Raw genomic sequence first — 24558 nt, 5'->3', positions numbered from 1 at the left:
CGGTTAGATGAATAGCGAAATAAAATGCAAGCAACTATGCAACAAAACGTACCGGTCAATTAGAATGCGATGCAACGGCATGACAAATTGAAAACAGCAATGAATCTGAAGAACCTCGCAAGGAATCTGGGCATCTCCGAGACCACGGTAAGCCGTGCATTGAACGGTTATCCCGAGGTCAGCGAAAAGACCCGCCAGCGCGTCATGGCTGCCGCGAATGCCGCCGGCTATCGGCCCAATCCCATGGCGCGCAGTCTTGCGGTGGGACGCACCAATATGGTCGGCATGATTCATCCCCTGTCGCCCAACGATCTGGCGGATCCCATGTTCATGGAGATCGTCGGCGGCATGTCTTCGACCCTGGAAGCGCGCCAGATGGACTTGATCATCGCGCCGGTATCGCCCGCCAATGAGCTGCGTGCATATCAGCACATGGTGCAGGAAAGGCGGGTCGACGGGTTGATCGTCGGACGCACGCGCTTGAATGATGCACGGGTCGCGTACCTGACCGGACAGGGCCTGCCCTTTGTGGCGCATGGACGTACCCAGGTCAATGAGCCGCATGCCTGGTTTGACTATGACAACGAAGCCGGCATGCGTATTGCCGTCAAACATTTGCTGGCGCATGGACATCAGCGTATTGCCTTAATCAGCGCACCGTTGGAAATGAATTTTGCACGACAGCGCTACAACAGTTTTGTGATGAGCATGAGCGATGCCGGACTGCAAGCCGATCCTCGCTACCTGATCGATAACACCATAGACAGGCGCAGCGGTTATCAGGCCATGCAGCAGCTCTTGCATGGGGCGACCATCCCCAGTGCGGTGATCGTGGACAATCATATGTCGGGGGTGGGTGCCATGCGGGCATTGCTGGATGCGGGGATTGCCATCTCTTCGACGATTTCCATCATTGTCTGGGGCAAGATGGAAGATTCGCTGGCGGGTTATAACGTGACCACGATTGATCAGCCGGATCCCGATAAGGCGGGTAGTCGCATGATAGAAATGCTGCTGGCCTTGCTGGACGGGACGCCTCCTGCCGAGTTGCAGGTTTTATGGCAGCCGGTGCTGCTGGCAGGTGAAACAGTCGGTTTTAACAACTAGCTCAGTCGTAGAATTTTCTCCGCATGGTCATCGGTGTTGCTTCAATCATCCCATTCCGGTCGCACTGATGCTCAGATGAGCATCAAAATTCCTGTGAATTCATATAAAAAATTAAGTAATCCAAAGCGCTTTGGATTATACTTTGCATTGATCCAAAGCGCTTTGGATTGATTTTGTACCGATTTGGTAAGAATCCAGTTTGCACAGAATAATTGTCGATGGCAATGCAATGACCGTTGCCCGGCCACATAAATAAGAGACATACATGAACGATCCGCACAAAAATCCAGAACTAAAATCAATCAATATTCCCGCCAACAAGACGGAATGGTGGCGCGAAGCCGTGATTTACCAGGTTTATCCGCGCAGCTATCTGGATACCAACGGCGATGGCGTAGGCGACTTGCCCGGCATTACCGCGAAGCTGGATTACATCGCAAGCCTGGGTGTCGACATCGTCTGGATATCGCCGTTCTTCACCTCACCGATGAAGGACTTTGGTTACGATGTCTCGGATTATTGCAATGTCGATCCGCTGTTCGGCAATCTGGCGGATTTTGATCGCCTGATCCAGCGTGCCCATCAATTGGGTCTGAAGATCATGATTGATCAGGTCTTGTCCCATACATCGGATCTGCATCCGTGGTTCATCGAAAGCCGCAGCAGCCGCACTAATTCCAAATCGGATTGGTACGTCTGGTCGGATCCGCAAGCCGACGGCGCCCCGCCGAATAACTGGATGTCGATTTTTGGCGGCTCTGCATGGCAATGGGATACGCGTCGCTTGCAATACTATCTGCATAATTTTTTGACCAGCCAGCCGGATATGAATTTCCATCAACCTGCGGTGCAACAGGCGCATCTGGACAATATGCGCTTCTGGCTGGAACGCGGTGTCGATGGCTTCCGTCTCGACGCGTGCATTTTCCATTTCCATGATCAGCAATTACGCAGCAATCCGCCTGCGCTCAAGCAAAACACCACTAGTGTCTCGGCAGTGAATCCGTATGGCATGCAAGCGCATATCTATGACAATACCCAACCAGAAAATCTCACATTCTTCGAGAAAGTGCGCACATTACTGAATGAATATGGTGCGATTTCCATCGGTGAAATCGGTTCCGACGATGCGCTCGGCGTCATGGCGGAATACACCGCCGATAACAACAAGCTGCATATGGCATACAGCTTCAATTTGCTGACCGCGGATAAATCGGCGCACTATATCCGGTCGCAGGTCGAAGAGTTTGAGCAACGCGTAGCCGGTGGCGGTGCCTCCTGGTCGGTTGGCAATCATGATGTGGCGCGGGTGATGACACGCTGGGGCGGTGCGAAAGCGACGCCGGAATTTGCCAAGGTGGTGCTGGCGATGCAACTGGCACTGAAAGGCACGCCTTGTCTGTATCAAGGCGACGAACTCGCGCTGGTGGAAGCGGATTTGCCTTATGAAGTATTGCAAGACCCGGTCGGCATTACTTTCTGGCCAGAGTCTAAAGGCCGCGATGGTTGTCGTACGCCGATGCCCTGGAATGCCGCTGCGGCGAACGCCGGATTTTCCAGCGGCAAACCATGGTTGCCGGTGCCGCCAGAGCATGTGGCAGTCGCTGCATCGACACAAGAATCCGACCCGCACTCTGCACTGAACTTCAGCCGCAACATCATTCATTGGCGCAAGCAGATTCCGCAGCTGACGCGCGGCGATATCAGCTTCTTTGTCGCACCCGAACCAGTGCTGGCATTGCGCCGCACTCTTGACGGCATGCCCGGCGTGATTGCGGCATTTAATCTGGGTGACGCAGCGATTACATTTGAATGGCCCGAAGCTGCAGGATGCCAGTCAATGGAGGAGCATCAATTACCGGGACAGGTGACAGGCAGCAGCGTCAGCCTGCCAGCCTACGGCGCCTGGTTTGGCGTGCAGCGCCAGGCATAGCGGACGATTGAAGGCAGCAACAGCAAAGGGGCAGATTGATCTGCCCCTTTTGTGTATTTAAGTTGTTTTTAAGTCGTTTTTTTAAATCATTTTTTATTTCGCGAATACTTTATATTCCCAAGGTTTCAAGGTGAATTTTTGCGCATTCGCCGGTTTGATTTTTTCACCGGAAATGATATCCACCAGACCATTCTCTTGCAACGCGCCGCTTACCGTTGCCACTTGCTCTTTATTGGATAAATTGAAGATTGCAACAATTTTATTGCGATCTTTCTGACGGGTAAAAGCAAATACGTTGTCATCGTTACCGGTCTTGATCTTGACCAGCTGGCCGCCGGCGAGTCCATTCCATAAAGCTTTATTGGATTTCTTTAAATGGAATAATTTTGTGTAGAGCTGTTTGAATGGATGATCTTTCCACTGGATAGGATCGCGCTCAAAGAAGTCCAGACGCTTGGTATTGCCCGCCTCCTGGCCGCTATACAACAGCGGCATGCCCTTGATGACATTCGACAGCACCAGGAATGATTCAGTTGCATCGCCCAGCCGCTCGAATTCAGTACCTTCCCAGCTATTTAGGTCGTGATTGGTGATGTGCAGCATGCGATAAGAATTTAGATGGTAATTTTTTTCTTCACCGTTCAGATACGCATCCAAATCCTTGGCGGATTTTTTACCCTGGGCGATGTCATTGAACAAGTCTTTGAATTGCCAGCCATAGGTCATATCGAAGGCTTTTTCTTGCAGTTGGTATTCCGATGCTTCCGCTAGCATGAATACGGGCTTGGTCTGGTCGAGAGCGACTCTCGCCTCGTTCCAGAAATCGACCGGCACCATGGCCGCGACATCGCAACGGAAGCCGTCGAGCTTATATTCCGTGAGCCAGAAGCGCATGGCATCAATCATCTCGGCGCGCAATTGCTTGTTCTCATAGTTCAGCGCAATCACATCCATCCAATCGGGAACCGGCGGCATGAAGTGGCCGTCCTTGTCTTTTTTATAGAAATCAGGATGCTCTGTCGCCCACGGGTGATCCCAGGCGGTGTGGTTGGGCACCCAGTCAATGATTACATACATGCCAGCGGCATGGATTGCATTGACCAGATGTTTAAAATCGGCGGGCGTACCAAATTCAGGATTGACGCCCTTATAGTCCTTGACCGCGTAATAGCTGCCTAAAGTACCTTTGCGATTTTTTTCGCCGATAGGATTGATCGGCATGAGCCAGATGACGGTGACGCCCATTTTCTTTAATTCGGGCAGGTACTCCTCAAATTTCTGGAAGCTGCCTTCTTTGGAATGCTGGCGAATATTCGCTTCGTAGATCGTCGCATTCTTGGTCCATTCAAGATGTTTTACCGAAGATTGCACCTGCGCGGATGCGGCGAAGGGCAGCAGGGCAGCGGCACTAAGAGCCAGTTGGATAAAAAGTTTTTTCATGTTCTCCTCTATCGGGGGAAGTGGTTAAAAAGCGTCATTGTTTTACATTATTGCTTTGCGTCGTACACATCGATGATGTGTCGCCGGGAACGGCAAATTACGGCGTAATATTCAGCACCAGCACGGACTGCGCGGCGACGGGGATCTGGGCATTCCCCGAGCCGTCTGCCAGGATCGTAGTTCCGTTTTGAGGATAGACGTTGGCCAGGCTTGCATTGGCAGGTAAATTGCCGACGCTGCTGAGCGTTGTCGATGTCCCGTAATTGATCAATACCAGGGTCTTCTCATTGCCCGACTGGCGCTGAAATCCCATCACACTGCCTGATGCAAATGCATTGCTGTAATTGCCCTGGCTGAGCGAAGGGCGGCTATTGCGCAGACCCAGCATCGCTTTATAAAAACGATAGATCGAGTTGGGATCGGCGATTTGCGCCGCGACATTTTGCGTTGCTACATTCGCCGACAAAGCGCGGAATGGCGTGGCCGTACTGAAGCCCGCATTGCTGATGTTATTGGTCCAGCTCATCGGTGTGCGTAATTTAGGGTCGCCGCTCAGGCTTGCGGCGCCGGCCATGCCGATTTCTTCTCCATAGTAAATGAAAGGCGTGCCGGGTTGCAGCAGATAGGTTGCTGCTGCGAGTTTATATCTGGCGATATCGCCACCCACTTGATCCCATAACCGGTCGCCTGCAAACGAATCGTGATTCGAGATCATGGTGGAAACCTCAGTCGTCATCGTTTTAAAATAATTGGCGACGGCATTGATCGCTTCCACCTTGCCTTTGGCGGCATTCACGATATCGTAATTGTGACCAAAACCAAAGGCGCTGCCGCAGACCGTGCTGGCAGAAAATCCGGCGACATCTGCCGGTGCCTCGCACACCATGAAGCGCCGCTGGTAAGCATTGACTGCTTGATGGACATTGCTCATGATGGGATAGTTTTGCGGCTGGTCGTACCAGTCATTCGGCCCGTTTTCCACCAGATGACCGACTGCATCGAAACGGAAGCCATCGACCCCGCGGTTCAGCCAGAATCGCAGATTATCCTGATGGTAGCTGACGACCTTGGGATTAAGCAGGTTGAAGTCCGGCATCTGCGACCAGAAGGCGGCGAAGTAGGCGCCGTTCGCAGTGCTGTACCAGGGATTGGTGCCATAAATACTCCAGCCAGCCGGTGCGCTATCTTTCCACACATACCAGGAGCGGTAATCATTTGATGCGGCTGCCGATGAGTTGATGAACAGCGGATTCTGTGCGGCGCTGTGATTCATCACGTAATCGAGAATAATGCCGATGCCGCGGGCATGCGCCTGTTTCAGCAACTCATCAAAATCGGCCAGATTGCCGTAACCAGTTTCGATGTTGCGATAATCGCTGACGGCATAGCCGTGATCGGCATCCTGGCTACGCGTGACCGGCATCAGCCAGATTCCTTTGATGCCGAGATCGCGCAGGTAATCGAGGCTTTGGGTAAGACCCCGCAAATCGCCGATGCCGTCGCCGTCACTGTCCTTATAGCCGCGCACATAGATTTCGATAAACGCCCCTTTGCTCCATCCTGCGGGCAGGCTGCTGGTGGTATCGCCTGTCGCGATGGCGCTGATATCCACCGGAGGCAGACTGGGCGTTGGCGTAGCCGGTGGTGTGCTTGGGACGGATGGGATAGCGGGTGCGCCAGATCCGCCGCCGCAGGCACTGAGTGCCAGCGCAAGCACCAGACTGCCGGTTGAAATCAAAAGGCGTCTATAGCCCGCAGAGTGAACTGAGGTAGGCATGCTTGTCTCCATCTATGTAGATTAACTACATATTATTTATTGATTTATTTTGAATTGACTCAAATTTTCTTTTAATTCTAAGCTTTAAATTGGCCTATGGCTAATATTATTTGTAGTTATGCTACAATAAAATGCATGGAAATTTGTTCTGTGCTACATGCATTTTGCATGTGCAGGGATATCCTGCATGGTCGGATTGCCCGGACGCCGGCTAATCGTCAGCGATAAAAAATGAGACATGGATAAGGTGTTGTGCATGCGATTAAGTCACATAAAGAATCAGGACATGAACTGGAGTGCCTCCTTCAATCATATGTTGCGCCCGCTGATCATGGTTTCGCTGATGACGGGCATATTGCAGACTGGCCAGGCGTGCGCCGCAGGCCGTACCGGGCATCTGAGCCCAGGCATTGATGCCTGTAATAGCGATCGATTCCAAACCGTTTTGCATGCTTCTGAAGTGGCTGCAGAGGCGCGCGCCATCTGGCTTGACGGTCGTTCAGTCAAGTGGCCGTCAATCGCTGATGCCGGGCAATTCAAACTGTATTACTCGGCTACCGCCCAGATCGTCGCCAAAGCTGGCGAGCATGTGCGCAATGCCGATGGTGCGGTAAAGATGGCGGCCTTTAAAGGAGCTCTGCCAGCATCGCTTGCTACGCGTTTTAAATATCTCGCCGATGGCGTTGTCCTTCAAATCGCAGAGCCGGATGCGGCGCATGCGGCGGAATTGCTGCGTCAACAGCTCGTTCTGGTGCAAGAGAATGCCGCTGGAGTCGTGCTGGCATCCACTCGCTTGCAGCATGCCGGTGCTTTGGATGATTGGTACGATGCGGCGACAAGCTTGTCTGATCTTGGCGTGACGGTGGCGGCCAGAGCAACTAAATTTCGTGTGTGGGCGCCGACGGCGCAGCAGGTCGCCGTGTGCAGCTTCGATACCGGCAGCAGCAGGGCCACCTCCGTTGATGCCATGTTGCGCGATCCTGCGACGGGTGTGTGGTCGCTGGTCAAGCCACAAAATCTGACCGGTAAGTATTATCAATATCTGGTTGATGTCGTGGTCAATGGCGTCGGCGTGGTGCGCAATCGTGTAACCGATCCTTATTCGATCAGCTTGACTACTGACTCCCGGCGCAGTTATATCGCCAGCCTCGATGAGGCGCGGCTCAAGCCGGGCGGATGGGATGCGACGGCAACACCGGTCAAGCTGAAGTCGCAAACCGATATGGTCGTGTATGAGCTCCATGTCAGGGATTTTTCTATCAATGACCCGACCGTGAGTGAGGCACAGCGCGGCAAATATGCGGCATTCACAGAAACGCATTCAAACGGCATGCGGCATTTGCAGGCATTGGCCAAGGCCGGTTTGACCGATATACACTTGCTGCCGATTTTTGACTTTGCCACGGTGCCGGAAAAAGACTGCGTTACACCTGTAATGCATGGCGCTGCCAGCGATGACACGCAGCAGGCTATCGCTACCGCGAATGCGGCGAAAGACTGTTTCAACTGGGGTTACGACCCCTATCATTACAGTGCGCCTGAAGGCAGCTATGCAACTGATCCGGCGGACGGTGCGAAAAGAATCATCGAGCTGCGCCAAATGATCATGGCCTTACACCAAGCCGGATTGCGGGTCGGCATGGATGTGGTCTATAACCACACAGCGGCGGCGGGACAGAAGGAAAAATCCGTGCTGGACAGGATCGTCCCCGGCTATTACCAGCGCCTCAATGCAAGCGGTGCAGTCGAACAATCGACCTGCTGCGATAACACCGCGACTGAACATAAAATGATGGCAAAACTGATGACGGATTCGGTTTTGCTATGGGCCAGGCATTACAAGATTGATTCATTCCGCTTCGATCTGATGGCGCATCAGCCGCGTAATGTAATGGAGTCTCTGCAAGCCAAGCTGAGATTGACGGTCGGGCGCGAGGTTCAATTAATCGGTGAGGGCTGGAATTTCGGCGAGGTGGAAAATGGCGCACGGTTTGTCCAGGCGTCGCAATTGTCGCTGAACGGTTCTGGCATAGGCACATTCAGCGACAGAGCCAGAGATGCGGTGCGGGGCGGCGGGGCGGCTGAGTCGGGTGACAATCTGCTGAAAAAGCAGGGCTATATCAATGGTCTGTTTTATGCGCCCAACGAGCTGGTAAGCCAGTCATCGAGCCGTGCGGATGTGCATCAATTGATGGATGCGGCGGACATGGTGCGGGTCGGCCTGGCAGGATCAATTCGCGACTATCTGTTGACGACGCGGCGCGATATCCGGTTGCCGCTGGCGCAGATCGACTATAGCGGGCAGCCGGCGGGCTATGTCAGCGAACCGGCCGAGGTCGTCAACTATGTTGAAAATCATGATAACCAAACCCTGTTCGACATCAATGCCTACAAGCTGCCCGTCGCTACCAGCAAGGAAGACCGGGTACGGGTCCAGATGCTGGGTGCGGCAATCAATGCATTTAGCCAGGGTGTGGCATATTTTCATGCGGGGATTGATACCCTGCGTTCCAAATCCATGGATAAAAACAGTTTTGATTCCGGGGACTGGTTTAACCGGATCGACTGGTCGTATCAGGATAATTATTTCGGAACCGGTTTGCCGCCGAAGGCCGACAATGCCGCGGAGTATGCGATTCTCCAGCCATTATTGAGTAACCCGGCAATTAAGCCGGGCGCTGCTGACATTGCGATGGCGCGCGACATGTTTCGTGACTTGTTGAGGATACGCGCGAGTTCTTCGCTGTTTCGCCTGAAAACCAGTGCGGATATTCGTCAGCGCCTGCATTTTTACAATACCGGTTCGCAACAAAATCCGGTTGTCATTGCTGCGCATATCGACGGACTTGCTTATCCTGATGCGGTTTTTAAAAGCCTGCTGTATTTCATTAATGTCGCGCCGGCCAGTCAGACCATAACGATCGCCGAACAGGTAGCGAAGAAGTATGTGCTGCATCCGATCCATCTCCAGCCGGGTGCGGCAGACCGGCGGCCTGCGCAGTCGGCAAAATACGATGCGGCGGCAGGGACATTTACGGTGCCAGCCCGAACTGCGCTGGTGTTTGTGGAAGAATAGCCTGCGCAATGCGGCGAGGCGCGAATTGCATCGCCGTATTCCTGTTCAGATCCGCAGAATGAGGATGGATTTTCCTGTGAAAACGAATGGATGATATGGCCTTGGCTCTCTCCGGGTCGCAAGTGAAAGGGGATTATTCCACTTGCTGTTCAATCGCCATCGCGGCACCCGTCAGGGCTGCCAGGGTATCGGTAATCAGGGCAGTCGGGATGTGTTTCAGATAGCCGTCGAAGCGTCCCTTCGCTTCAAAGCGTTCACGAAATCGCGATTTGAAAAAATAGTCGCCTAAACGCGGCACGATGCCGCCGCCGATATACACGCCGCCCCTGGCTCCCAGGATAAGCGCCACGCTGCCCGCAAAACTGCCGAGCAAGGCGCAAAAAACGTCCAGTGTTTTGGCGCAGACCGGATCGGTATTTGCCAGGCCCTGCTCGACGATCGCCTCTGCCGGGAGTTCTGCCGCGTTGATTTGCATGACCTTCGCAACCGCTTTATGCAATACCGGCAAGCCTATGCCGGACAGCAGGCGTTCAGCCGAGACATGCGGATATAGGCTGCGCACATGCGTCAGCAGGGCGCTCTCAAATTCATCGCCTGCTGCCAGGGTTGCATGGCCGCCTTCGCCAGGCAAGGCGATCCAGCCTTTTTGGGTTTCAATCACACCGGCTACGCCCAGGCCGGTGCCCGGACCGATGACGGCGAGCGTTCCGGTTTGTTTGGGCAGCGGGCCGTCCGATTTAAGCTGCGCCGCGCTGAGTCGCGGCAGCGACAGGGCGAGCGCCTCAAAATCATTCAATACGATAAAAGTCTCCAAGTGCAATGCCGATTGCACCGCTGCCTGAGAGAAGCTCCAATGGCTATTGGTGAATACGACCTGATCGCTGGCAACCGCTGTCGCAACTGCAAACGCAGCGCAGCGCGGCGCTTGGTAGTCGCCTTTGAGTTGCTTCGCCAGATCGGCAAGGTAGGCATTTGTCGCTGCCACCGGATCGGTATACCCAATTACAGGGAGCGTGCGTACAAACTGGATTTCAGCATTCTTGCCGGCGATCCAGCCGAAGCGCGCATTGCTACCCCCGATATCGGCGACCAGCCAGGGGAAAGTATTCATGGAAAGTTTACTCATGGAAACGGATGTCATCATCTTGCTTACCCCTGGCTCTCTGACGTAGTTGGATGACGGCAGTCGCGAGTAGCTTGTACGGGGGACTGTGAGCGACAAAACGGGTTTTGCATGGAATTACCGAAATAGTGGATGGTATATTTTATTTTCACAATGTAGCAAAACTACATAATTTATGCAACTAGTAAACACAAGAAAGTGAAAATCGCTGTCATTGCCGGGATTCCCATGGGCATTTCTTGATTTATTCCGCTTTTATGTCAATAGGACCTACGCAAAAAAACCAAAACATCTCGCTACGGAGACAAAGAGAAAAGGCGGTAGGGGCTGATCCCATGAAGTGTGGATAAGCGAACCCGCAAGCCGGGTGCGCCTGTTGACGCAAAATGCCTCTGAAAGGCGCATCCAGCCTGCGGCTTCAATGTGCATGGTTGGAGCCAGCTGACCGTTTTGCGCAAATCCTGGTAAAGCGATGCGATCAGGCTGTCTGCCCATAATTACATTGGATCTCTATGTTGTTCACTTGATTTTTATTCTCATATTGAGTTGTTGTAGTGAAGTTACATGATAAGCCGTATAGTATGTCAGTTGTAGTGGAATAAGCATCTAATTGCTTGTTGGCATTTTTTAACAAAAAAGCACCTGTTTTTGTGAACAACTATCGTTCGTGGAGCGGCGGGTCTACAATAGCGCGGCGAGATTTGATCCTATGTGTGAAGCCTTAAAGCACTCCGGGATGCCCGATCAATATTCACAATAAGAAATGAACGTACATGCTCCCATTTGACAGTCCACGCTTAATTGCCGATATCGGCGGTACCTATGCCCGCTTTGCATTGGAAATGGCGAAAGGCGATTTCCAGCATATTGATTCCCTGCGTTGCGCGGAATTCCCGGATTTCGCGGCGGCGGTGTCTGCCTATCTCGCGTCTGTCCCTTCCCAGCATGTCGAGCACGCCGCTGTCGCTATCGCCAATCCGGTCGATGGTGACCTGGTCAGCATGACGAATTACCACTGGCAATTTTCTATTGAGGAAATGCGTCAGAAGCTAGGCCTGGATACGCTGCTGATTGTCAATGATTTTACGGCGCTGGCGATGGCCTTGCCGCGACTAGGACCGCATGATGTGCGGCAGATCGGTACCGGCGACGCGAGTAAGCAAAGCGTGATTGGCTTGCTGGGGCCGGGCAGCGGTCTCGGCGTATCCGGACTGATTCCGGCCGGAGACGGCTGGATTTCTTTGGGTTCCGAAGGCGGCCATACCAGTTTTTCTCCGCACGATGAACGCGAAATTGCCGTCCTGCGCTATGTCTGGAAACACTATGAACACGTATCGTTTGAGCGGCTGGTTTCGGGCCCCGGGCTGGAGCTGATTTATCGCGCCCTGGCTGAACTGGCGGGCGTTGCCCCGTTGGCATTGAGTGCGCCGGACATTACCCAGCGTGCATTGGATGAAACCGATCCGGTTTGCGTCGATACGTTGGATGTATTTTGCGCATTGCTAGGCACGGCGGCGGCCAATCTGGCGGTGACGCTGGGTGCGCTGGGCGGTATTTATATCGGCGGCGGCATCGTGCCGCGGCTCGGCAGTTATTTTGATGCCTCCCGCTTCCGCTCGCGCTTTGAAGAGAAGGGGCGCTTTAGTCGCTACGTGGCGGCGATTCCTACCTTTGTCATTACGGCGGAGCATGCAACTTTTACCGGCGCTTCTGCGATTCTGGATGCGCAATTGCGTACTTTGAATGCGGATCCGGGCTCGGCCATCCTAGGGCAGATCCGGCGTGCGCGTTCTGAGTTATCGCCGGCAGAGTTGCGTGTTGCCGAGCATGTGCTGGCACATGCCCGCTCTGTCCTGAACGATCCTATCGCCGAGATTGCAAGGGCGGCCGAAGTGAGCCAGCCAACGGTGATCCGTTTTTGCCGCTCTTTGGGGTGCGAAGGTCTGTCCGATTTTAAATTGCGCCTGGCTTCCGGTTTGACCGGTACGGTGCCGGTGACCCATATTCAAGTCACGAATCACGACTCCGCTCTGGAACTGGGCGCCAAGGTGCTGGGTAATACCGCGTCGGCGATTCTGCAGGTGCGCAGCCAGCTCAACCGTGAAATGATAGACCGCGCAATTGACTTAATCGTCCATGCAGACCGGGTCGAATTCTATGCAATAGGTCATTACGGCGTGGTTGCACAAGATGCGCAATTTAAGTTCTTACGTTTGGGCATTCCTAGTGTTGCGCATACGGATTCCCGTTTGCAATTGCTGGCGGCGAGTGTGTTGAAGCCGAAAGATGTGGTCGTCATCATCAGCAGTAGCGGCCGCCTGCCGGAGTTGCTGGAAGTCGCAGAAAAAGCACGCGAACGCGGCGCCACCGTGATCGCCATTGCAGCGAGTCAATCGCCTCTGGTACGCAAGGCGGATGCTGCCCTGATAGTCGATCATGTAGAAGATGTTTCCACCCATCTGCCTATGGTCAGCCGGATTTTGCACTTATTAGTCATTGATATGCTGGCTGTCGGCGTCGCCATGCGGCGTAATCCTGATGGCGGCAGTCTGTTGGGCGGCGAGGCGGATGAACGTTTGGATGAAGCCAGTGTCAGCTCGAAAAAGACCGATTCGGTGAAAGGTGCCCGTAACGAAGCGCCCGGCGTCAGCATCGCGTCCCCATTGGCGCGACTGACTTCGCATAGCCGATAGTTTTCAGCAAAGCGTCATCTCATCTTGAGGTTGGCTGCCAATTGCCAATAATAACGTTCAGCATAACGCGGCACAATTCCAGGCAAACCGTAATTATGTCTGGACGATTAAACGCTCAGCAGCCCAGCAGATCGGCCAGATGTTCCAAGTCCCTGGCGTGATAAGTATTGGCCGGATTGGCTGAAATATCCTTGGCGACGGCTGGCCCATATTCGGCAGGACGTTCAATGTAGGCAGTCTGTAATCCGCATGCCCTGGCCGCTGTCAGATCACTTTGATGGGCGGCCACCAGCATGACTTGATCCGGTCGTACATCAAGTAGATCGGCAACGCCCAGATACGTCGCCGGATCAGGTTTATAGCGCTTGAAAATTTCGGCAGATAAAATACAATCCCAGGGCAGGCCCGCATGTTTCGCCATATTCGTCAGCAAACTCATATTGCCGTTGGACAGGGTGCAAATCGTGAAGCGCGATTTGAGTCTGTGCAATCCCGCAATGCTATCCGGCCAGGCATCAAGCCGGTGCCAGACTTTATTCAGGTGCTGCCGGTCCGTATCGCTCATCTGTTGCAGGCCAAATTGCGGCAATAAGGTATCCAGAATCTGCCGGTGCAGTACATCAATTGTGGTCCAGCCCGTTTGCCCCGACATGACGCGCTGCATCGCCGGGACGTAGGCCTCCCGCCATGCCAGAGCGAAGCGATTGCCATCGATACCCGGTGAGACCTGTTCTATTTCTCTCCTGACGCTGCCATACCAATCGACAACCGTGCCAAATACGTCAAAAGCGAGTACTCTGAGTTGAGCTGATTCTGGATTCATCTTGATTCCTTGTAGTGATGGCAAATCATACTATCGGGTCTGAAACAATCATTTTCTTCAGTACAAAGATGGCGTTGTTTTTGCGCGAAAATTATTAATGTATCCGGATCTGTGCGAGTATCAAAAAAAGCCGCATTTTGATGCATAATTAATGCGAAAAAAAACGAAATTTAGCTGGGAAAATGGGTTAAATGCGCTTTTTTAAGTAGTACTGCGTAGGCACTCGCGTAAGCATGCAAATATTTCATGCGACTATGAATTTCTTTTCACTTGGGAATAAATTTCGCTATGCCAGAATCTTTGTGCTGAGTAACGGGGGATGCTGAGACAGTTTGTAATTTGCCCGGCAAATGTCGACATCCTCATGCCTCGTAACAGAAGTTTTGTAGTAATTTCGTAGTAAATCAGATGGTTCAAAATAATATAAATGGAGGACGACATGTCATACAAATTACAAGCAATGATTGCAGCTGCGTTGGCGACTTTGGCATTATCAGCGGTGGCTGCAGATCCGATTAAGATTGGTGTTACCGGACCATTTACCGGCGGATCAGCGCCTATGGGTGTGTCCATGCGTGACGGCGTCAAACTCGCTGTTGCAGAAATCAATGCAACAGGCGGTGTGCTCGGTCGTCCATTCCAGTTGGTAGAGCGCGATGACGAAGCGAAAAATGAGCGCGGCGTCCAGGTTGCACAAGAGCTCATCAATAAAGAAAAAGTGGTTTCCACCGTGGGCTTCATCAACACCGGTGTCGCACTCGCATCCCAGCGTTTTTATCAGGAAGCAAAGATTCCTGTGATGAACAACGTTGCGACCGGTAGCGTGGTGACCAAGCAATTCGCGGATCAGCCTGAGAACTATATCTTCCGTAACGCAGCATACGATACGATTCAATCCGCAATGATCGTCGATGAAGCTGTGGGCAAACGTAAGCTGAGCAAAGTCGCAATTCTGGCCGACTCGACTAACTACGGTCAACTGGGTCGCGAGGACCTGGAAAAAGCGCTTGATAAAAAAGGCCTGAAGCCAGTCGCAGTTGAAAAATTCAACATCAAAGACGTCGATATGACCGCGCAATTGCTGAAAGCAAAACAGTCAGGCGCGCAAGTCATCCTGACCTATGGCATCGGTCCGGAACTGGCGCAAATCGCCAACGGCATGGAGAAGCTGAACTGGAAAGTGCCGATGATCGGTAGCTGGACACTCTCGATGGGCAACTTCATCGACAATGCCGGTAAAAACGGCGAAGGTGCATCGATGCCGCAAACCTTCATTCAGATTCCGAATACACCAAAACGTAAAGCCTTCATCGATGCGTATTTGAAAGCCTATAACCCACCTGGCGGCCGTATCCCATCCCCGGTCTCTGCAGCGCAGGGCTATGATTCGATCTACCTGTTAGCAGCGGCGATCAAGCAGGCAGGTTCTACAGAAGGACCTAAAGTCCGCGAAGCCTTAGAAAGCCTGCAAACGAAAGTGGAAGGCGTCGTCACTACTTATGACAAACCGTTCTCTAAAGTGGACCATGAGGCAATCAAGGTTGGCGTACCGGTCATGGGTGCAGTCAAAGAAGGTCACGTCACTTTGGCGCAATAATCGCGATTAATCCCGATTTATCACGTTAATTACGTCATACAAATCAAGTAACACAGCAATTCAGCTTCTTCAGTTTTAATTGTAGGTAGCGCTGACATCTCACATTGTGCAGTGAGATGTCAGTCGCCCCTGTGTTCTACACTTGCTCTCAAGGTCATCATGGATATTGTTCTCCAATTAGTGTTCAGCGGTATCGCGCTGGGCATGATTTATGCCGTCATCGCATTCGGCTACCAACTTACTTTTGCGACTTCCGGCACCTTGAATTTCGGCCAAGGCGAAGCCCTGATGCTCGGTGCATTGGTGGGACTTAGCCTGGTCGGTAATATTCACGGCGGCCCCTACATGAGCTACTGGCTCATGATCCCGATCGTGATTGTTTTTGGCGCTTTACAAGGTGCCGTCGTTGAATGGATAGGCGTCCGTCCTGCGATCAAAATCAAATCCGAATTCGGCTGGATCATGTCCACCATCGCGCTCGCGATCATCTTTAAAAACGTCGCCGAAAATATCTGGGGCAAGGACGATCTGACTTTCCCTACGCCTTTGTCGGCTACCCCGTTTCAGATATTTGGCGCGAACGTGCAGCCTATGCAGGTGGTGGTCGTATTGGGTGCTCTGGCGATGATGCTGGCGGTTGAAATGTTCAACCGCAAATCGATTTACGGCAAAGCCGTCGTTGCCACTTCAAACGATCGTGATGCCGCGGGATTGATGGGCATCAATACCAGCATGGTGATCACGTTTTCCTATGCCTTATCGTCCGCAACCGCAGCCTTCGCCGGCGTCCTGGTCGCTCCTCTCACGCTCACCGGCGCCACCATGGGTACCGCGCTGGGGCTGAAAGCTTTTGCAGTTGCCATCATTGGCGGACTGACCTCCGGTATGGGGGCGATTGTCGGTGGCTTGATACTCGGTGTCGCCGAAACCTTGACCGGCTTTTATATCTCTACCGGTTACAAAGAAGTGCCGGGCTTGCTGCTATTGTTGCTGGTGTTAGCGGTCAAGCCGGCTGGTCTGTTCGGTAAAACAGCGATTAAGAAAGTCTGATGATGAATAAGAAAACTTTCATTGTTGCGCTCCTGGGCGTACTCGCACTAGCGGCCTTCCCTGTCATCGTACACAACCCTTACTACATCCATTTGGCGGAGACGATACTGATCTACGCGATCCTGTTGTTCGGACTGGATATCGTGGTCGGTTATACCGGACAGGTGTCTCTCGGTCATGCCGGATTATTTGGCATCGGGTCTTATACGACTGGCGTGTTGTATTTCAAATTCGGTTTGCCATTCCTGATCGCGATGCCTGCCAGTATCGGCGTCACTGCGGTGTTTGGTGCGGTGCTCGCCTTACCTGCCTTGCGCGTGACGGGGCCTTATCTGGCGATGGTGACCCTGGCATTCGGTACGATTATCCAGATCCTGATCAACGAAATGACTTTCCTGACCGAGGGCCCGCTCGGTATCAAGGTCGTCAAGCCGATGTTCTTCGGCGTGAAACTCGGCGAAGTCGGATTTTTTTACCTGGTTGCGGTGATGATGGTGTTGTCACTGATCGTGGTGCACCGTATTTTAAAATCTCATCTGGGCAGGGCATTCCAGGCCTTGCGCGATAGTCCGATTGCCTCCGATTGTATGGGCGTTTCTGTGTATCGCTACAAAGTGTATGCGTTTGTCATCAGCGCTGCATTGGCGGGTTTGGCGGGCAGCCTGTATTCGTATTCAGAAGAATACATTTCGCCGAATACCTACAACTTCGAGCTGACCATCATGTTCCTGCTCGCGATCATCATGGGCGGCCGCAAGACGCGCAGCGGTGCTTTGCTGGGTGCACTGATCATCGTGACCTTACCTAGCTTGCTGGCTGACATCGAGCTGTTCCGCCAGATCGCCACTGTTGCAGCGGTGATCGGTGTCGTGGCAGGTGCTTTCATGCTGCTGAAAAAGCGCCGGACCATCGGGGAGATTATCGTGCCTCTGGTGGCGACGATAGGCATGGCGGTATTCTCGTATCGGCTGGAAAACATCACCGACTGGCGTTTGACGATTTTCGGTTTGATGACTTTGTTTGTGGTGTATTACCTGCAAGACGGCATCATTGGTTTCATGCGCGGCTTATTTGGATCCCGTACCGTGCGATCTGCTCATGCAAGCGTTGTCGCGGACGAGTCAAAAGCCTGGGGACTGGCCGATCCGAGCACACCGATCAGCGGTAGCCTGCTGAAAGCCAAGCAAGTGCTGATGCAATTCGGCGGCCTCAAGGCATTGAACCAGGTTGACTTGCATATCGCGAAAAGCACCGTGCATGGCCTGATCGGACCGAATGGCTCAGGCAAGAGCACGATGATGAATGTACTGACGGGTATTTATCAACCAACCGGCGGTAGTGTTGAATTCAACGGCAAAACGATCTCCGGTTCCACGCCATCCGCAATTGCACTCGGTGGAGTGGCCCGTACTTTCCAGAACGTCCAGTTATTCGGCGAGATGAGCGCGACTGAAAATATTCTGGTCGGTTTGCACCACACATTCAGAAGCAATGTGCTCGATGTGATGCTGCATACGCCGCGCTATCGTCGCGAGGAAAGAGAGGCGAGAGTACGTGCAGCGGCGATTCTGCAATTCATGGGACTGGCTGCATTGACCGAAGAAGAAGCGCGCAATTTACCTTATGGCAAACAACGCATGCTGGAAATCGGCCGCGCGCTCGGACTGAATCCGAAATTGCTGTTGCTCGATGAACCAGCCGCCGGTTTGACCGCACCGGACATCAAGGAACTGATCGCGATTATTCGCAAGATCCGTCAGCACGGCATCACGATTATCCTGATCGAACATCACATGGATGTCGTCATGTCGATTTGCGATACCGTGACCGTACTCGATTTCGGGCAAAAAATTGCGGAAGGCAAACCCGCTGAAGTCCAGGCCGACCCCAAAGTGATCGAAGCCTATCTTGGCGGCTCAGTCAGCGACGACAGCACAGAACCTGCTGTGGCAAGCACATTATCAACACCAGATTTGGCTAGGGGCTGACATGTTAACTATTTCAAATTTACATGCAGCTTATGGCAAAGTCGAAGTCTTGCATGGCATTTCGCTCGATGTACCGAAAGGCAAAGTCGTTACCCTGATCGGCTCCAACGGTGCGGGTAAAACTACGACCATGCGCGCCATCTCCGGTATGTTAAAACCGAAAATGGGCAGCGTGACACTGGCCGGCAAAGATGTTACCGGCCTGGAGTCGCACAAAATAGCCCGCGCGGGTTTGGCACATTCGCCCGAAGGCCGCCGCGTGTTCTCCACCATGAGTGTCACCGATAATTTGCTATTGGGTGCATTTCCACGGTTCACGCGCTCCCGTCCGAAAGGCAATGTCGCTGCCGACCTGGAGCAAGCCCTAGAACTATTCCCGCGCCTGAAAGAAAGGCAGCATCAGTTGGCCGGTACCTTGTCCGGCGGCGAACAGCAGATGCTGGCAATGGCGCGTGCCGTGATGCTGAATCCCGAAGTGATTTTGCTGGACGAACCTTCGATGGGACTGGCGCCGATTCTGGTGGAAGAAGTTTTTCGTATCATCCTGCGCCTGAAAGAGCAGGGCGTCACCATGCTGCTAGTCGAACAGTTTGCAGCGGCGGCATTGAATGTGGCCGATTATGGCTATGTGCTGGAAAACGGTCGCATCTCGGTGCATGGACCCGCCGACAAACTCAAAAATGATCCTGCCGTCAAAGCCGCTTATCTGGGCGGCGACCATGCTCACGAGTAATGCGAGCTGAATCGCTGTTGAGTTGCGCATAAAAAAATCCCTCCGGTTGTTTCAGGAGGGATTTTTTATTGGCGCTCATTTATTCGGGGAAGCGCGTCAGTTTTTTGCTGTCTTTCGGGATTTGGTACTGCGCCATATTCATTTGCATGGCCAGCAAAGAATAATAGGCATTGATGCCGGTCAGATCTACCACGCCTTTTTTACCGAAGCGTTTATCCGCCCTTTGAAAAGTGCGGTCAGAGACGCGTTTGTTTTTATGCAGCTCGGTCGAAAAGTCGTACACAATTTCTTCATCTTCCGTCATGCCAGACGGACGAATACCGTCGGCAATCGCATCTGCCACCGAGGCTTTAATGCCTGCCTTCAAGGCAATCGGATAATGCACGTACCACTCGAAATCCTGCGTCCATTCGCGTGCCGTAATCAAAATGGCGAGTTCACTCAAAGTATTGCCGATTGCCGAGTTATAACGCAGATAGTCGCCCATTGCCCGGGCTTGCGTCATGACTTGCGGGCTATGCATTAAAGGTTCAAAGGGACCGAATACCGGAACTTTACGGGTTGCTAGAAATTCTTCCGCGGCTTTCTTTTGTTCCGCCGTGTACTGGTCCGGCGGAATTGTCGGCAACCGCTCACTTGCATAACTGACCGTGGCGATCAGGCTGGCGGCGAGTCCGGATAGAAGTGCTGTTTTCATGATGTCTCCTGGTGGTGAGTGAAACTACTGAATGTTTATTCAAAATGACGCGATAACCAATGAGTCACCCCGTCAATGCTGCGGAATTCAGAGATAGACCTGCAGGTAATTTGCGGCTGTCGGGCTTGCAGCATTTTGGATAAGGCTGTGCCCGGACCCAGTTCCAGCGCAATACTGATGCCGTTTTCCGCAAATGCATCCATGCAGTCCCGCCAGTAAATCGTCTCAACTAGCTGATGACTTAATTGCGTAAGCGCCGACTGTTTATCGTGGATCTGCGTACCGTCTTTGCCCGAGATCACCGGACAGATACCCGCGTGAAATTGACTGGAATCGAGTCGCTCGTAGAAGGGCGCGAGGGCATTGTTCATCCACGAGGTATGCGAGGCGATATGCACAGGGAGCCGTTGCAGCTTGCCGCCGTGAGCAGTTAACTCGACTTCGAGCGCGATCAGCTGATCCCGCACTCCACCGGCGATAAAGGCATCGTCGCCGTTGACGATCGCGATCTCAAAACCATAGCGCTCAATCATGCTCTTGGCGTGCGACAGATGGATGCCATTGACTGCCAACATGATTTGTTCCTGTTGCGGATCACGGCAAGCGTCCATAAATTGTGCCCGTTGCCTCGCCAGACCAATGACTTGCTCTGCATTCAGCATGCCGGCAATACCATAGGCGCTGAGTTCGCCGATGCTGTAACCCGCGACCAGGCTTGGTTTTGGCACTTTGTTTTTGATGGTTTCCCAGACCGCCATCTGGCTCGCGGCGATCAGTGGCTGGGCGAATTGATTGATAAAGAGATGCTCCGGTTCTGCGCTGACCGCATCCAACTCAGACCGGCACAGATCGCGTATCGCCGCTGCATGTCGGTCGTCACGCAGCATAGTGAACATGCCCGCATGCTGCTGACCCTGACCCGAACATAGCAAGAGCAGGCGAGAATTCATCCAGCGTCACCAGTACAGATTTCATGCACCAGACAAGTTGCCGCCAGCAGATCAGCAGCACCACCCGGCGACAGCCGCTTTGCGACAAACAGGCGGTGACAAGCGAGCGCCCTGCTATACCAGTCGGGATGCGCGGTTCCTCCCATTTGCATGAAGCCTTGCGCGTGCTGCCTCACAATCAAGGCACCTTCAGCGCCACCGCGATGATAGACATTGGTATCGCTGATATGCGCCATCAAAGTGAAAAAAGTATCAATGCGCGCCTCGTGCAGTGAGCGTCCGGCGTCCAGGGTATTACGCAGCACCGGCAAGGCGACATCGAATACCGAGGGTAATCCCAATGCGATTTCTTCACGCGCACCGCTGGCCCCATGCAGTTTCGCGGCGCGAATCCCGTTGGATTGTATGCCGGAACTGTGCATGTGCAAACGCAGATCACTACCCCAGCAATCGATTAGGGCACGACGGATTGTCGCCGGTGAGCAGGCAATACCTTGCGCACCCAGATGAGCAATCGCCGCACACAACATGCCCAGGCTAAAAATAGCGCCGCGATGGGTATTGATGTCCTTGGTCGCTCGCATCATTCTTCGTTCTGCATCGATGCCGAGTTTTTTTAATTGGCTAAATGCGGCCTGCTGATAACCTGCCTGAGAAATGTATTTGAAGTAGTGACGCAGGGCGAACAGACTGCGCATAAACGTCACGGCATTCATATCGGTATGGCTGCCGTTATCGATCAGCGAGACCAGACCGGGTTTGGGATACAGACACAGTTCTGCATACAGGCACCGCACCGCCAGCCTGGCGACTCGGTGATTCAGGATTTTTCCTGGTTGATCATCCGCACAGATCGCCTGCTGTTGAACTCCGAAAGCAGCCTGAGAGGAGATGAATGGCATCATATTGCCAACTCTTTGGTCATGACCAGATCAGGAGAAAAAGACGCAAGCAGTGAAGCCGTTGATACTAAATTTACCGTGCCCATTGCTTTGACCAGCACCCGTGATTGGGGCGATGTGGCCATTTGCCATTCTTTCCAGGATACCGCCTGATCATTGGGAAAGACAATTTCTCCATCGAGCGGCAGATGCGCGCTGAAGGAGGCGAGCAATGGCAGGCCTCGTTCCAGTTCAGCCGGATTTTTTGGGTAAAACAAAAGATCAATATCCGAACTCGCCGTGACATACGATTGTCCGGTCAGGTGTTGCAACGCGACAGAACCAAAGGCGCGCAGGTCTAAGCCTGCCGATGCAAGGGCTAAGGCGCCGAGATGGTGTTGCCACCGCACCGGTGCGGCATGGATGATGTCGGTCAACCGCAAGGCTGGCGTCGACTTCGCAATCAGCTGTCTTGCTACACGCAAGGCGATACGCTGCTTGCGTCCATCAATAGAATCGGGCGGTAATGCCAACCCCAGGCAGATCACATCTGCCGCGGCATCGGCATCATGTCGTCGAACGATCAGCGGCCAGTTCTGCTGCTGCCATAAGTTCAGCGCATGCCGGTGCTCTGGCCGTGCCGTGCTGCGGGCCTGCTGCCATCCGTTATTGGATAGCCAGACCAGATCATGGCGCGAGTACATGTTGATCTGCCAGGATGGCATCAATGATTGCCTGCGCCAATTTGCGCCCGCCGCGCTGCTGACCGGTCGCGCTGCGCAGGTCTGTGTTTTGCGCATGTAGCAAGGCTTGCTCAAGTTGCGCGGATAAGTCGCCTTGCCAGATTGCTTGTACGCCGCCCATGCGTAAATAATTTTCCGGCCCCGGTGCGAATACCGGATTGCTGATCGCCAGTTCGCTGAGTTTTTCTTCCGGCACTTTGGTGATTCTCGCCATCGCTGCCAAGCCCATCACGCGTATGGTCGCATCCGGCAGGGCGTAGCAGGCATCGGCCATCAGGCCGCTGGTAATAAAGCCGCCTGACAGCGCCTGATCATAGACCAGGCTGATCACGCGATGTCCTTTTCTGCGCGCCAGATCCACACATTTGCCCAGATGCGCCATGTAGCTATTAATCCCTAGCATCTCATCGCGATGACGCAGCCGCTGACCCTGGGTATCGACCAGCAGCAGGATGGGACGCAACGGATGCCGGCGTATCGTATCGAGTACAAATGCCGCCTGCGCCAATGCGATTTCCACACCTATCGGTGCGTGATTGGTCGTGCCGGCGACCGCAACAGTCTCATGGCTGGTTTGTCCTGTACCAGACAAGAAATGATCTTTTTCAATGAGGGCATGACCCGATGGGAAGAGGGCGCTCGCCAGTGTTTGCCATTGCATTATGCGGTTCCCAGTCTATGATCTTGCGCTTTGCTGATGAATTCACTGATCTCCAGCATAGGGATGTTATCTGCGTCGCCCATACCCATCGCATGCCAGATCGCCAGCGGGTCAGGCAAGTCGCCGAATGAAGAGATCCGCGCTGTCAATAATTCCTGCTCGCGCTCCAAGGCTTCCATTGTCAACGCGATGCTGTCGCTGTGCTGGCGGCCAATCATCTCGATAGCAGCAATCGCCGCATCCCGAAATGCCGCGACCGAATCGGCCACGATCATCTGGCAATCGCCCAATAAATAGCGATGCTTGCCGCCGGTGGTACGCCACACCAGGGCACGATCACGCGAATCGAATTCTTCGACGCCATTCGCGGTCTCGATGACTTCGGGGCCGGACATGGCGAGGCGGCCTTCCTCCGACATCACAATAAAATTCGCACAACGTGCGACGATGCCCATGCCGCCAAAGCAGCCATTCGAACCGCCGATCAGGACCAGCACAGGAATGCCCGCAGCACGGGTGTCGAGTACCGCCCGCATGACTTCGGATACGGCAATCAGTCCGGCATTCGCTTCATGCAAACGCACACCGCCCGTTTCCAGCAATAACACGACGGCACATGGCCGTTCAATTGCGGCGCGGCGCAGCATGCCGACCAGCTTCGCTCCATGCACTTCGCCGACCGCACCGCCCATGAAGCCGCCTTCTTGCGCGGCGATAAAAACGATCTCGCCGTTCAACCTGGCTTTACCGACGACTACGCCATCGTCAAATGCGACAGGCGCATTCAGTTGCCCCAGATGCGGACTGATGACGCGGGCCGACGGCGGTAAAAATTCATCCAGGCTATCCGTATCAAACAGTTGCTGAATGCGCTCCCGCGCATTGCATTCCAGATAGCTGCTCATGACGGCACTCCGTTTGTATGACCCAGAATCGTCTCCACCGCCTGATCGAGGCGCAGGCTGACCACCGCCGGTGTGGCGCCCATATCGTTGATGGTGATCTTGACATCGGCGAGTAGCCAGCGCGCATTGAAATCCTTCATCACGGCGGCCCAGATCATGCCAAAACCGGTAGCCGCAGTATTGATCTCGATCACGCAGGCATTTGCGAGTTGGCACCACTCAATCAGCACTTCCAGATTGCCCGAGCTGACTACGCCGACCAGCTCCGCCTGTGGCGGCACTTGACGGCTGCCATGTTCGAATCGATAAGTTAATTGTTCCATTATCGCTTTCTTGTATTGAATACCGATGAGTGGATTACCGTCGCACCCATATTGTTTT

At 53.4% G+C, this 24558-nt stretch carries 19 protein-coding genes; 8 read left to right on the top strand and 11 right to left on the bottom strand.

Going from position 1 to position 24558, the window contains the following annotated elements:
• Nucleotides 1-99 precede the first annotated feature (99 nt).
• Both LPB67_RS12140 and LPB67_RS12135 read left to right on the top strand, forming a co-directional pair.
• Complete coding sequence (locus LPB67_RS12140; RefSeq protein ID WP_262837522.1) at nucleotides 100-1107, top strand: substrate-binding domain-containing protein; 1008 nt, start codon at nucleotides 100-102, stop codon at nucleotides 1105-1107.
• Nucleotides 1108-1372: 265 nt separating this feature from the next.
• A complete protein-coding gene (locus LPB67_RS12135) occupies nucleotides 1373-3040 on the top strand; it encodes an alpha-amylase family glycosyl hydrolase (RefSeq protein WP_262837521.1) in 1668 nt (555 codons plus the stop codon).
• A gap of 93 nt (nucleotides 3041-3133) precedes the next feature.
• On the opposite strand, the gene LPB67_RS12130 is transcribed toward LPB67_RS12135, so the two are convergent.
• Entirely contained in the window at nucleotides 3134-4480 is a 1347-nt protein-coding gene (locus tag LPB67_RS12130; RefSeq protein WP_262837520.1) for an alpha-amylase family glycosyl hydrolase, read from the bottom strand.
• 97 nt (nucleotides 4481-4577) lie between these two features.
• On the bottom strand, nucleotides 4578-6257 hold the full coding sequence (locus LPB67_RS12125) for an alpha-amylase family glycosyl hydrolase (protein WP_262837519.1): 1680 nt from the start codon (nucleotides 6255-6257) through the stop codon (nucleotides 4578-4580).
• A gap of 286 nt (nucleotides 6258-6543) precedes the next feature.
• Here LPB67_RS12125 and LPB67_RS12120 point away from each other — a divergent pair, with 286 nt between their 5' ends.
• Nucleotides 6544-9333 carry an alpha-1,6-glucosidase domain-containing protein gene (locus LPB67_RS12120; RefSeq protein ID WP_262837518.1) on the top strand — a complete coding sequence of 930 codons (2790 nt, stop codon included), beginning with the start codon at nucleotides 6544-6546 and terminating at the stop codon, nucleotides 9331-9333.
• A gap of 133 nt (nucleotides 9334-9466) precedes the next feature.
• Here LPB67_RS12120 and glk read toward each other — a convergent pair whose 3' ends face one another.
• The gene (gene glk / locus LPB67_RS12115) at nucleotides 9467-10459 is read right to left on the bottom strand and encodes a glucokinase (RefSeq protein WP_262837517.1); all 993 of its coding nucleotides are present in this window, start codon (nucleotides 10457-10459) and stop codon (nucleotides 9467-9469) included.
• A 770-nt stretch (nucleotides 10460-11229) separates the two neighbouring features.
• On the opposite strand from glk, the gene LPB67_RS12110 reads away from it, so the two are divergent.
• Nucleotides 11230-13149 carry a glucokinase gene (locus tag LPB67_RS12110; protein WP_262837516.1) on the top strand — a complete coding sequence of 640 codons (1920 nt, stop codon included), beginning with the start codon at nucleotides 11230-11232 and terminating at the stop codon, nucleotides 13147-13149.
• 115 nt (nucleotides 13150-13264) lie between these two features.
• Here the strand turns inward: LPB67_RS12110 and LPB67_RS12105 are convergent, their stop codons facing one another.
• A complete protein-coding gene (locus LPB67_RS12105; RefSeq protein ID WP_262837515.1) occupies nucleotides 13265-13972 on the bottom strand; it encodes a haloacid dehalogenase type II in 708 nt (235 codons plus the stop codon).
• 439 nt (nucleotides 13973-14411) lie between these two features.
• Between LPB67_RS12105 and LPB67_RS12100 the strand changes: the two genes are divergently transcribed.
• The 4 genes from LPB67_RS12100 to LPB67_RS12085 all read left to right on the top strand — a co-directional run bounded on the left by LPB67_RS12100 (nucleotide 14412) and on the right by LPB67_RS12085 (nucleotide 19340).
• Nucleotides 14412-15569: an ABC transporter substrate-binding protein gene (locus LPB67_RS12100; RefSeq protein WP_262837514.1), complete on the top strand. Its 1158-nt coding sequence runs from the start codon at nucleotides 14412-14414 to the stop codon at nucleotides 15567-15569.
• Between the two features lie 159 nt (nucleotides 15570-15728).
• Nucleotides 15729-16619, top strand: a complete 891-nt coding sequence (locus LPB67_RS12095) for a branched-chain amino acid ABC transporter permease (protein WP_262837513.1) — start codon at nucleotides 15729-15731, stop codon at nucleotides 16617-16619.
• A 2-nt stretch (nucleotides 16620-16621) separates the two neighbouring features.
• Nucleotides 16622-18607, top strand: a complete 1986-nt coding sequence (locus LPB67_RS12090) for a branched-chain amino acid ABC transporter ATP-binding protein/permease (protein WP_262837512.1) — start codon at nucleotides 16622-16624, stop codon at nucleotides 18605-18607.
• Between the two features lies 1 nt (nucleotide 18608).
• Nucleotides 18609-19340 carry an ABC transporter ATP-binding protein gene (locus LPB67_RS12085; RefSeq protein WP_262837511.1) on the top strand — a complete coding sequence of 244 codons (732 nt, stop codon included), beginning with the start codon at nucleotides 18609-18611 and terminating at the stop codon, nucleotides 19338-19340.
• 79 nt (nucleotides 19341-19419) lie between these two features.
• Here the strand turns inward: LPB67_RS12085 and LPB67_RS12080 are convergent, their stop codons facing one another.
• From LPB67_RS12080 to mdcC, 7 genes are read right to left on the bottom strand one after another with little or no spacing between them, the layout of a single operon-like run.
• Nucleotides 19420-20037, bottom strand: coding sequence for a carboxymuconolactone decarboxylase family protein (locus LPB67_RS12080; protein ID WP_262837510.1), 618 nt, complete (start codon nucleotides 20035-20037; stop codon nucleotides 19420-19422).
• 35 nt (nucleotides 20038-20072) lie between these two features.
• Complete coding sequence (locus LPB67_RS12075; protein WP_262837509.1) at nucleotides 20073-20987, bottom strand: acyltransferase domain-containing protein; 915 nt, start codon at nucleotides 20985-20987, stop codon at nucleotides 20073-20075.
• A complete protein-coding gene (gene mdcB / locus LPB67_RS12070; RefSeq protein ID WP_262837508.1) occupies nucleotides 20984-21889 on the bottom strand; it encodes a triphosphoribosyl-dephospho-CoA synthase MdcB in 906 nt (301 codons plus the stop codon). Before mdcB ends, LPB67_RS12075 begins: the two co-directional genes overlap by 4 nt.
• Nucleotides 21889-22572 carry a malonate decarboxylase holo-[acyl-carrier-protein] synthase gene (mdcG, locus tag LPB67_RS12065; RefSeq protein ID WP_262837507.1) on the bottom strand — a complete coding sequence of 228 codons (684 nt, stop codon included), beginning with the start codon at nucleotides 22570-22572 and terminating at the stop codon, nucleotides 21889-21891. Before mdcG ends, mdcB begins: the two co-directional genes overlap by 1 nt.
• On the bottom strand, nucleotides 22556-23272 hold the full coding sequence (mdcE, locus tag LPB67_RS12060; RefSeq protein WP_262837506.1) for a biotin-independent malonate decarboxylase subunit gamma: 717 nt from the start codon (nucleotides 23270-23272) through the stop codon (nucleotides 22556-22558). The genes mdcG and mdcE overlap by 17 nt, the downstream gene beginning before the upstream one ends.
• The gene (locus LPB67_RS12055) at nucleotides 23272-24177 is read right to left on the bottom strand and encodes a biotin-independent malonate decarboxylase subunit beta (protein WP_262837505.1); all 906 of its coding nucleotides are present in this window, start codon (nucleotides 24175-24177) and stop codon (nucleotides 23272-23274) included. The genes mdcE and LPB67_RS12055 overlap by 1 nt, the downstream gene beginning before the upstream one ends.
• A complete protein-coding gene (mdcC, locus tag LPB67_RS12050) occupies nucleotides 24174-24500 on the bottom strand; it encodes a malonate decarboxylase acyl carrier protein (protein WP_262837504.1) in 327 nt (108 codons plus the stop codon). The genes LPB67_RS12055 and mdcC overlap by 4 nt, the downstream gene beginning before the upstream one ends.
• Nucleotides 24501-24558 lie beyond the last annotated feature (58 nt).

The sequence above is a fragment of the Undibacterium sp. Jales W-56 genome, assembly GCF_025548535.1.
Classification (GTDB): domain Bacteria; phylum Pseudomonadota; class Gammaproteobacteria; order Burkholderiales; family Burkholderiaceae_D; genus Undibacterium.
This window is presented reverse-complemented; position numbering and strand designations above follow the sequence as displayed.

What these genes read in the sequence shown, in the direction of transcription:
- mdcB (WP_262837508.1), bottom strand. Translation starts at nt 21,889, where the DNA reads ATGCCATTCATCTCCTCTCAGGCTGCTTTCGGAGTTCAACAGCAGGCG.
- LPB67_RS12135 (WP_262837521.1), top strand. Translation starts at nt 1,373, where the DNA reads ATGAACGATCCGCACAAAAATCCAGAACTAAAATCAATCAATATTCCC.
- LPB67_RS12090 (WP_262837512.1), top strand. Translation starts at nt 16,622, where the DNA reads ATGAATAAGAAAACTTTCATTGTTGCGCTCCTGGGCGTACTCGCACTA.
- LPB67_RS12085 (WP_262837511.1), top strand. Translation starts at nt 18,609, where the DNA reads ATGTTAACTATTTCAAATTTACATGCAGCTTATGGCAAAGTCGAAGTC.
- LPB67_RS12130 (WP_262837520.1), bottom strand. Translation starts at nt 4,480, where the DNA reads ATGAAAAAACTTTTTATCCAACTGGCTCTTAGTGCCGCTGCCCTGCTG.
- LPB67_RS12080 (WP_262837510.1), bottom strand. Translation starts at nt 20,037, where the DNA reads ATGAAAACAGCACTTCTATCCGGACTCGCCGCCAGCCTGATCGCCACG.
- LPB67_RS12095 (WP_262837513.1), top strand. Translation starts at nt 15,729, where the DNA reads ATGGATATTGTTCTCCAATTAGTGTTCAGCGGTATCGCGCTGGGCATG.
- LPB67_RS12140 (WP_262837522.1), top strand. Translation starts at nt 100, where the DNA reads ATGAATCTGAAGAACCTCGCAAGGAATCTGGGCATCTCCGAGACCACG.
- LPB67_RS12105 (WP_262837515.1), bottom strand. Translation starts at nt 13,972, where the DNA reads ATGAATCCAGAATCAGCTCAACTCAGAGTACTCGCTTTTGACGTATTT.
- LPB67_RS12100 (WP_262837514.1), top strand. Translation starts at nt 14,412, where the DNA reads ATGTCATACAAATTACAAGCAATGATTGCAGCTGCGTTGGCGACTTTG.
- LPB67_RS12125 (WP_262837519.1), bottom strand. Translation starts at nt 6,257, where the DNA reads ATGCCTACCTCAGTTCACTCTGCGGGCTATAGACGCCTTTTGATTTCA.
- LPB67_RS12110 (WP_262837516.1), top strand. Translation starts at nt 11,230, where the DNA reads ATGCTCCCATTTGACAGTCCACGCTTAATTGCCGATATCGGCGGTACC.
- mdcC (WP_262837504.1), bottom strand. Translation starts at nt 24,500, where the DNA reads ATGGAACAATTAACTTATCGATTCGAACATGGCAGCCGTCAAGTGCCG.
- glk (WP_262837517.1), bottom strand. Translation starts at nt 10,459, where the DNA reads ATGAGTAAACTTTCCATGAATACTTTCCCCTGGCTGGTCGCCGATATC.
- LPB67_RS12055 (WP_262837505.1), bottom strand. Translation starts at nt 24,177, where the DNA reads ATGAGCAGCTATCTGGAATGCAATGCGCGGGAGCGCATTCAGCAACTG.
- mdcE (WP_262837506.1), bottom strand. Translation starts at nt 23,272, where the DNA reads ATGCAATGGCAAACACTGGCGAGCGCCCTCTTCCCATCGGGTCATGCC.
- mdcG (WP_262837507.1), bottom strand. Translation starts at nt 22,572, where the DNA reads ATGTACTCGCGCCATGATCTGGTCTGGCTATCCAATAACGGATGGCAG.
- LPB67_RS12120 (WP_262837518.1), top strand. Translation starts at nt 6,544, where the DNA reads ATGAACTGGAGTGCCTCCTTCAATCATATGTTGCGCCCGCTGATCATG.
- LPB67_RS12075 (WP_262837509.1), bottom strand. Translation starts at nt 20,987, where the DNA reads ATGAATTCTCGCCTGCTCTTGCTATGTTCGGGTCAGGGTCAGCAGCAT.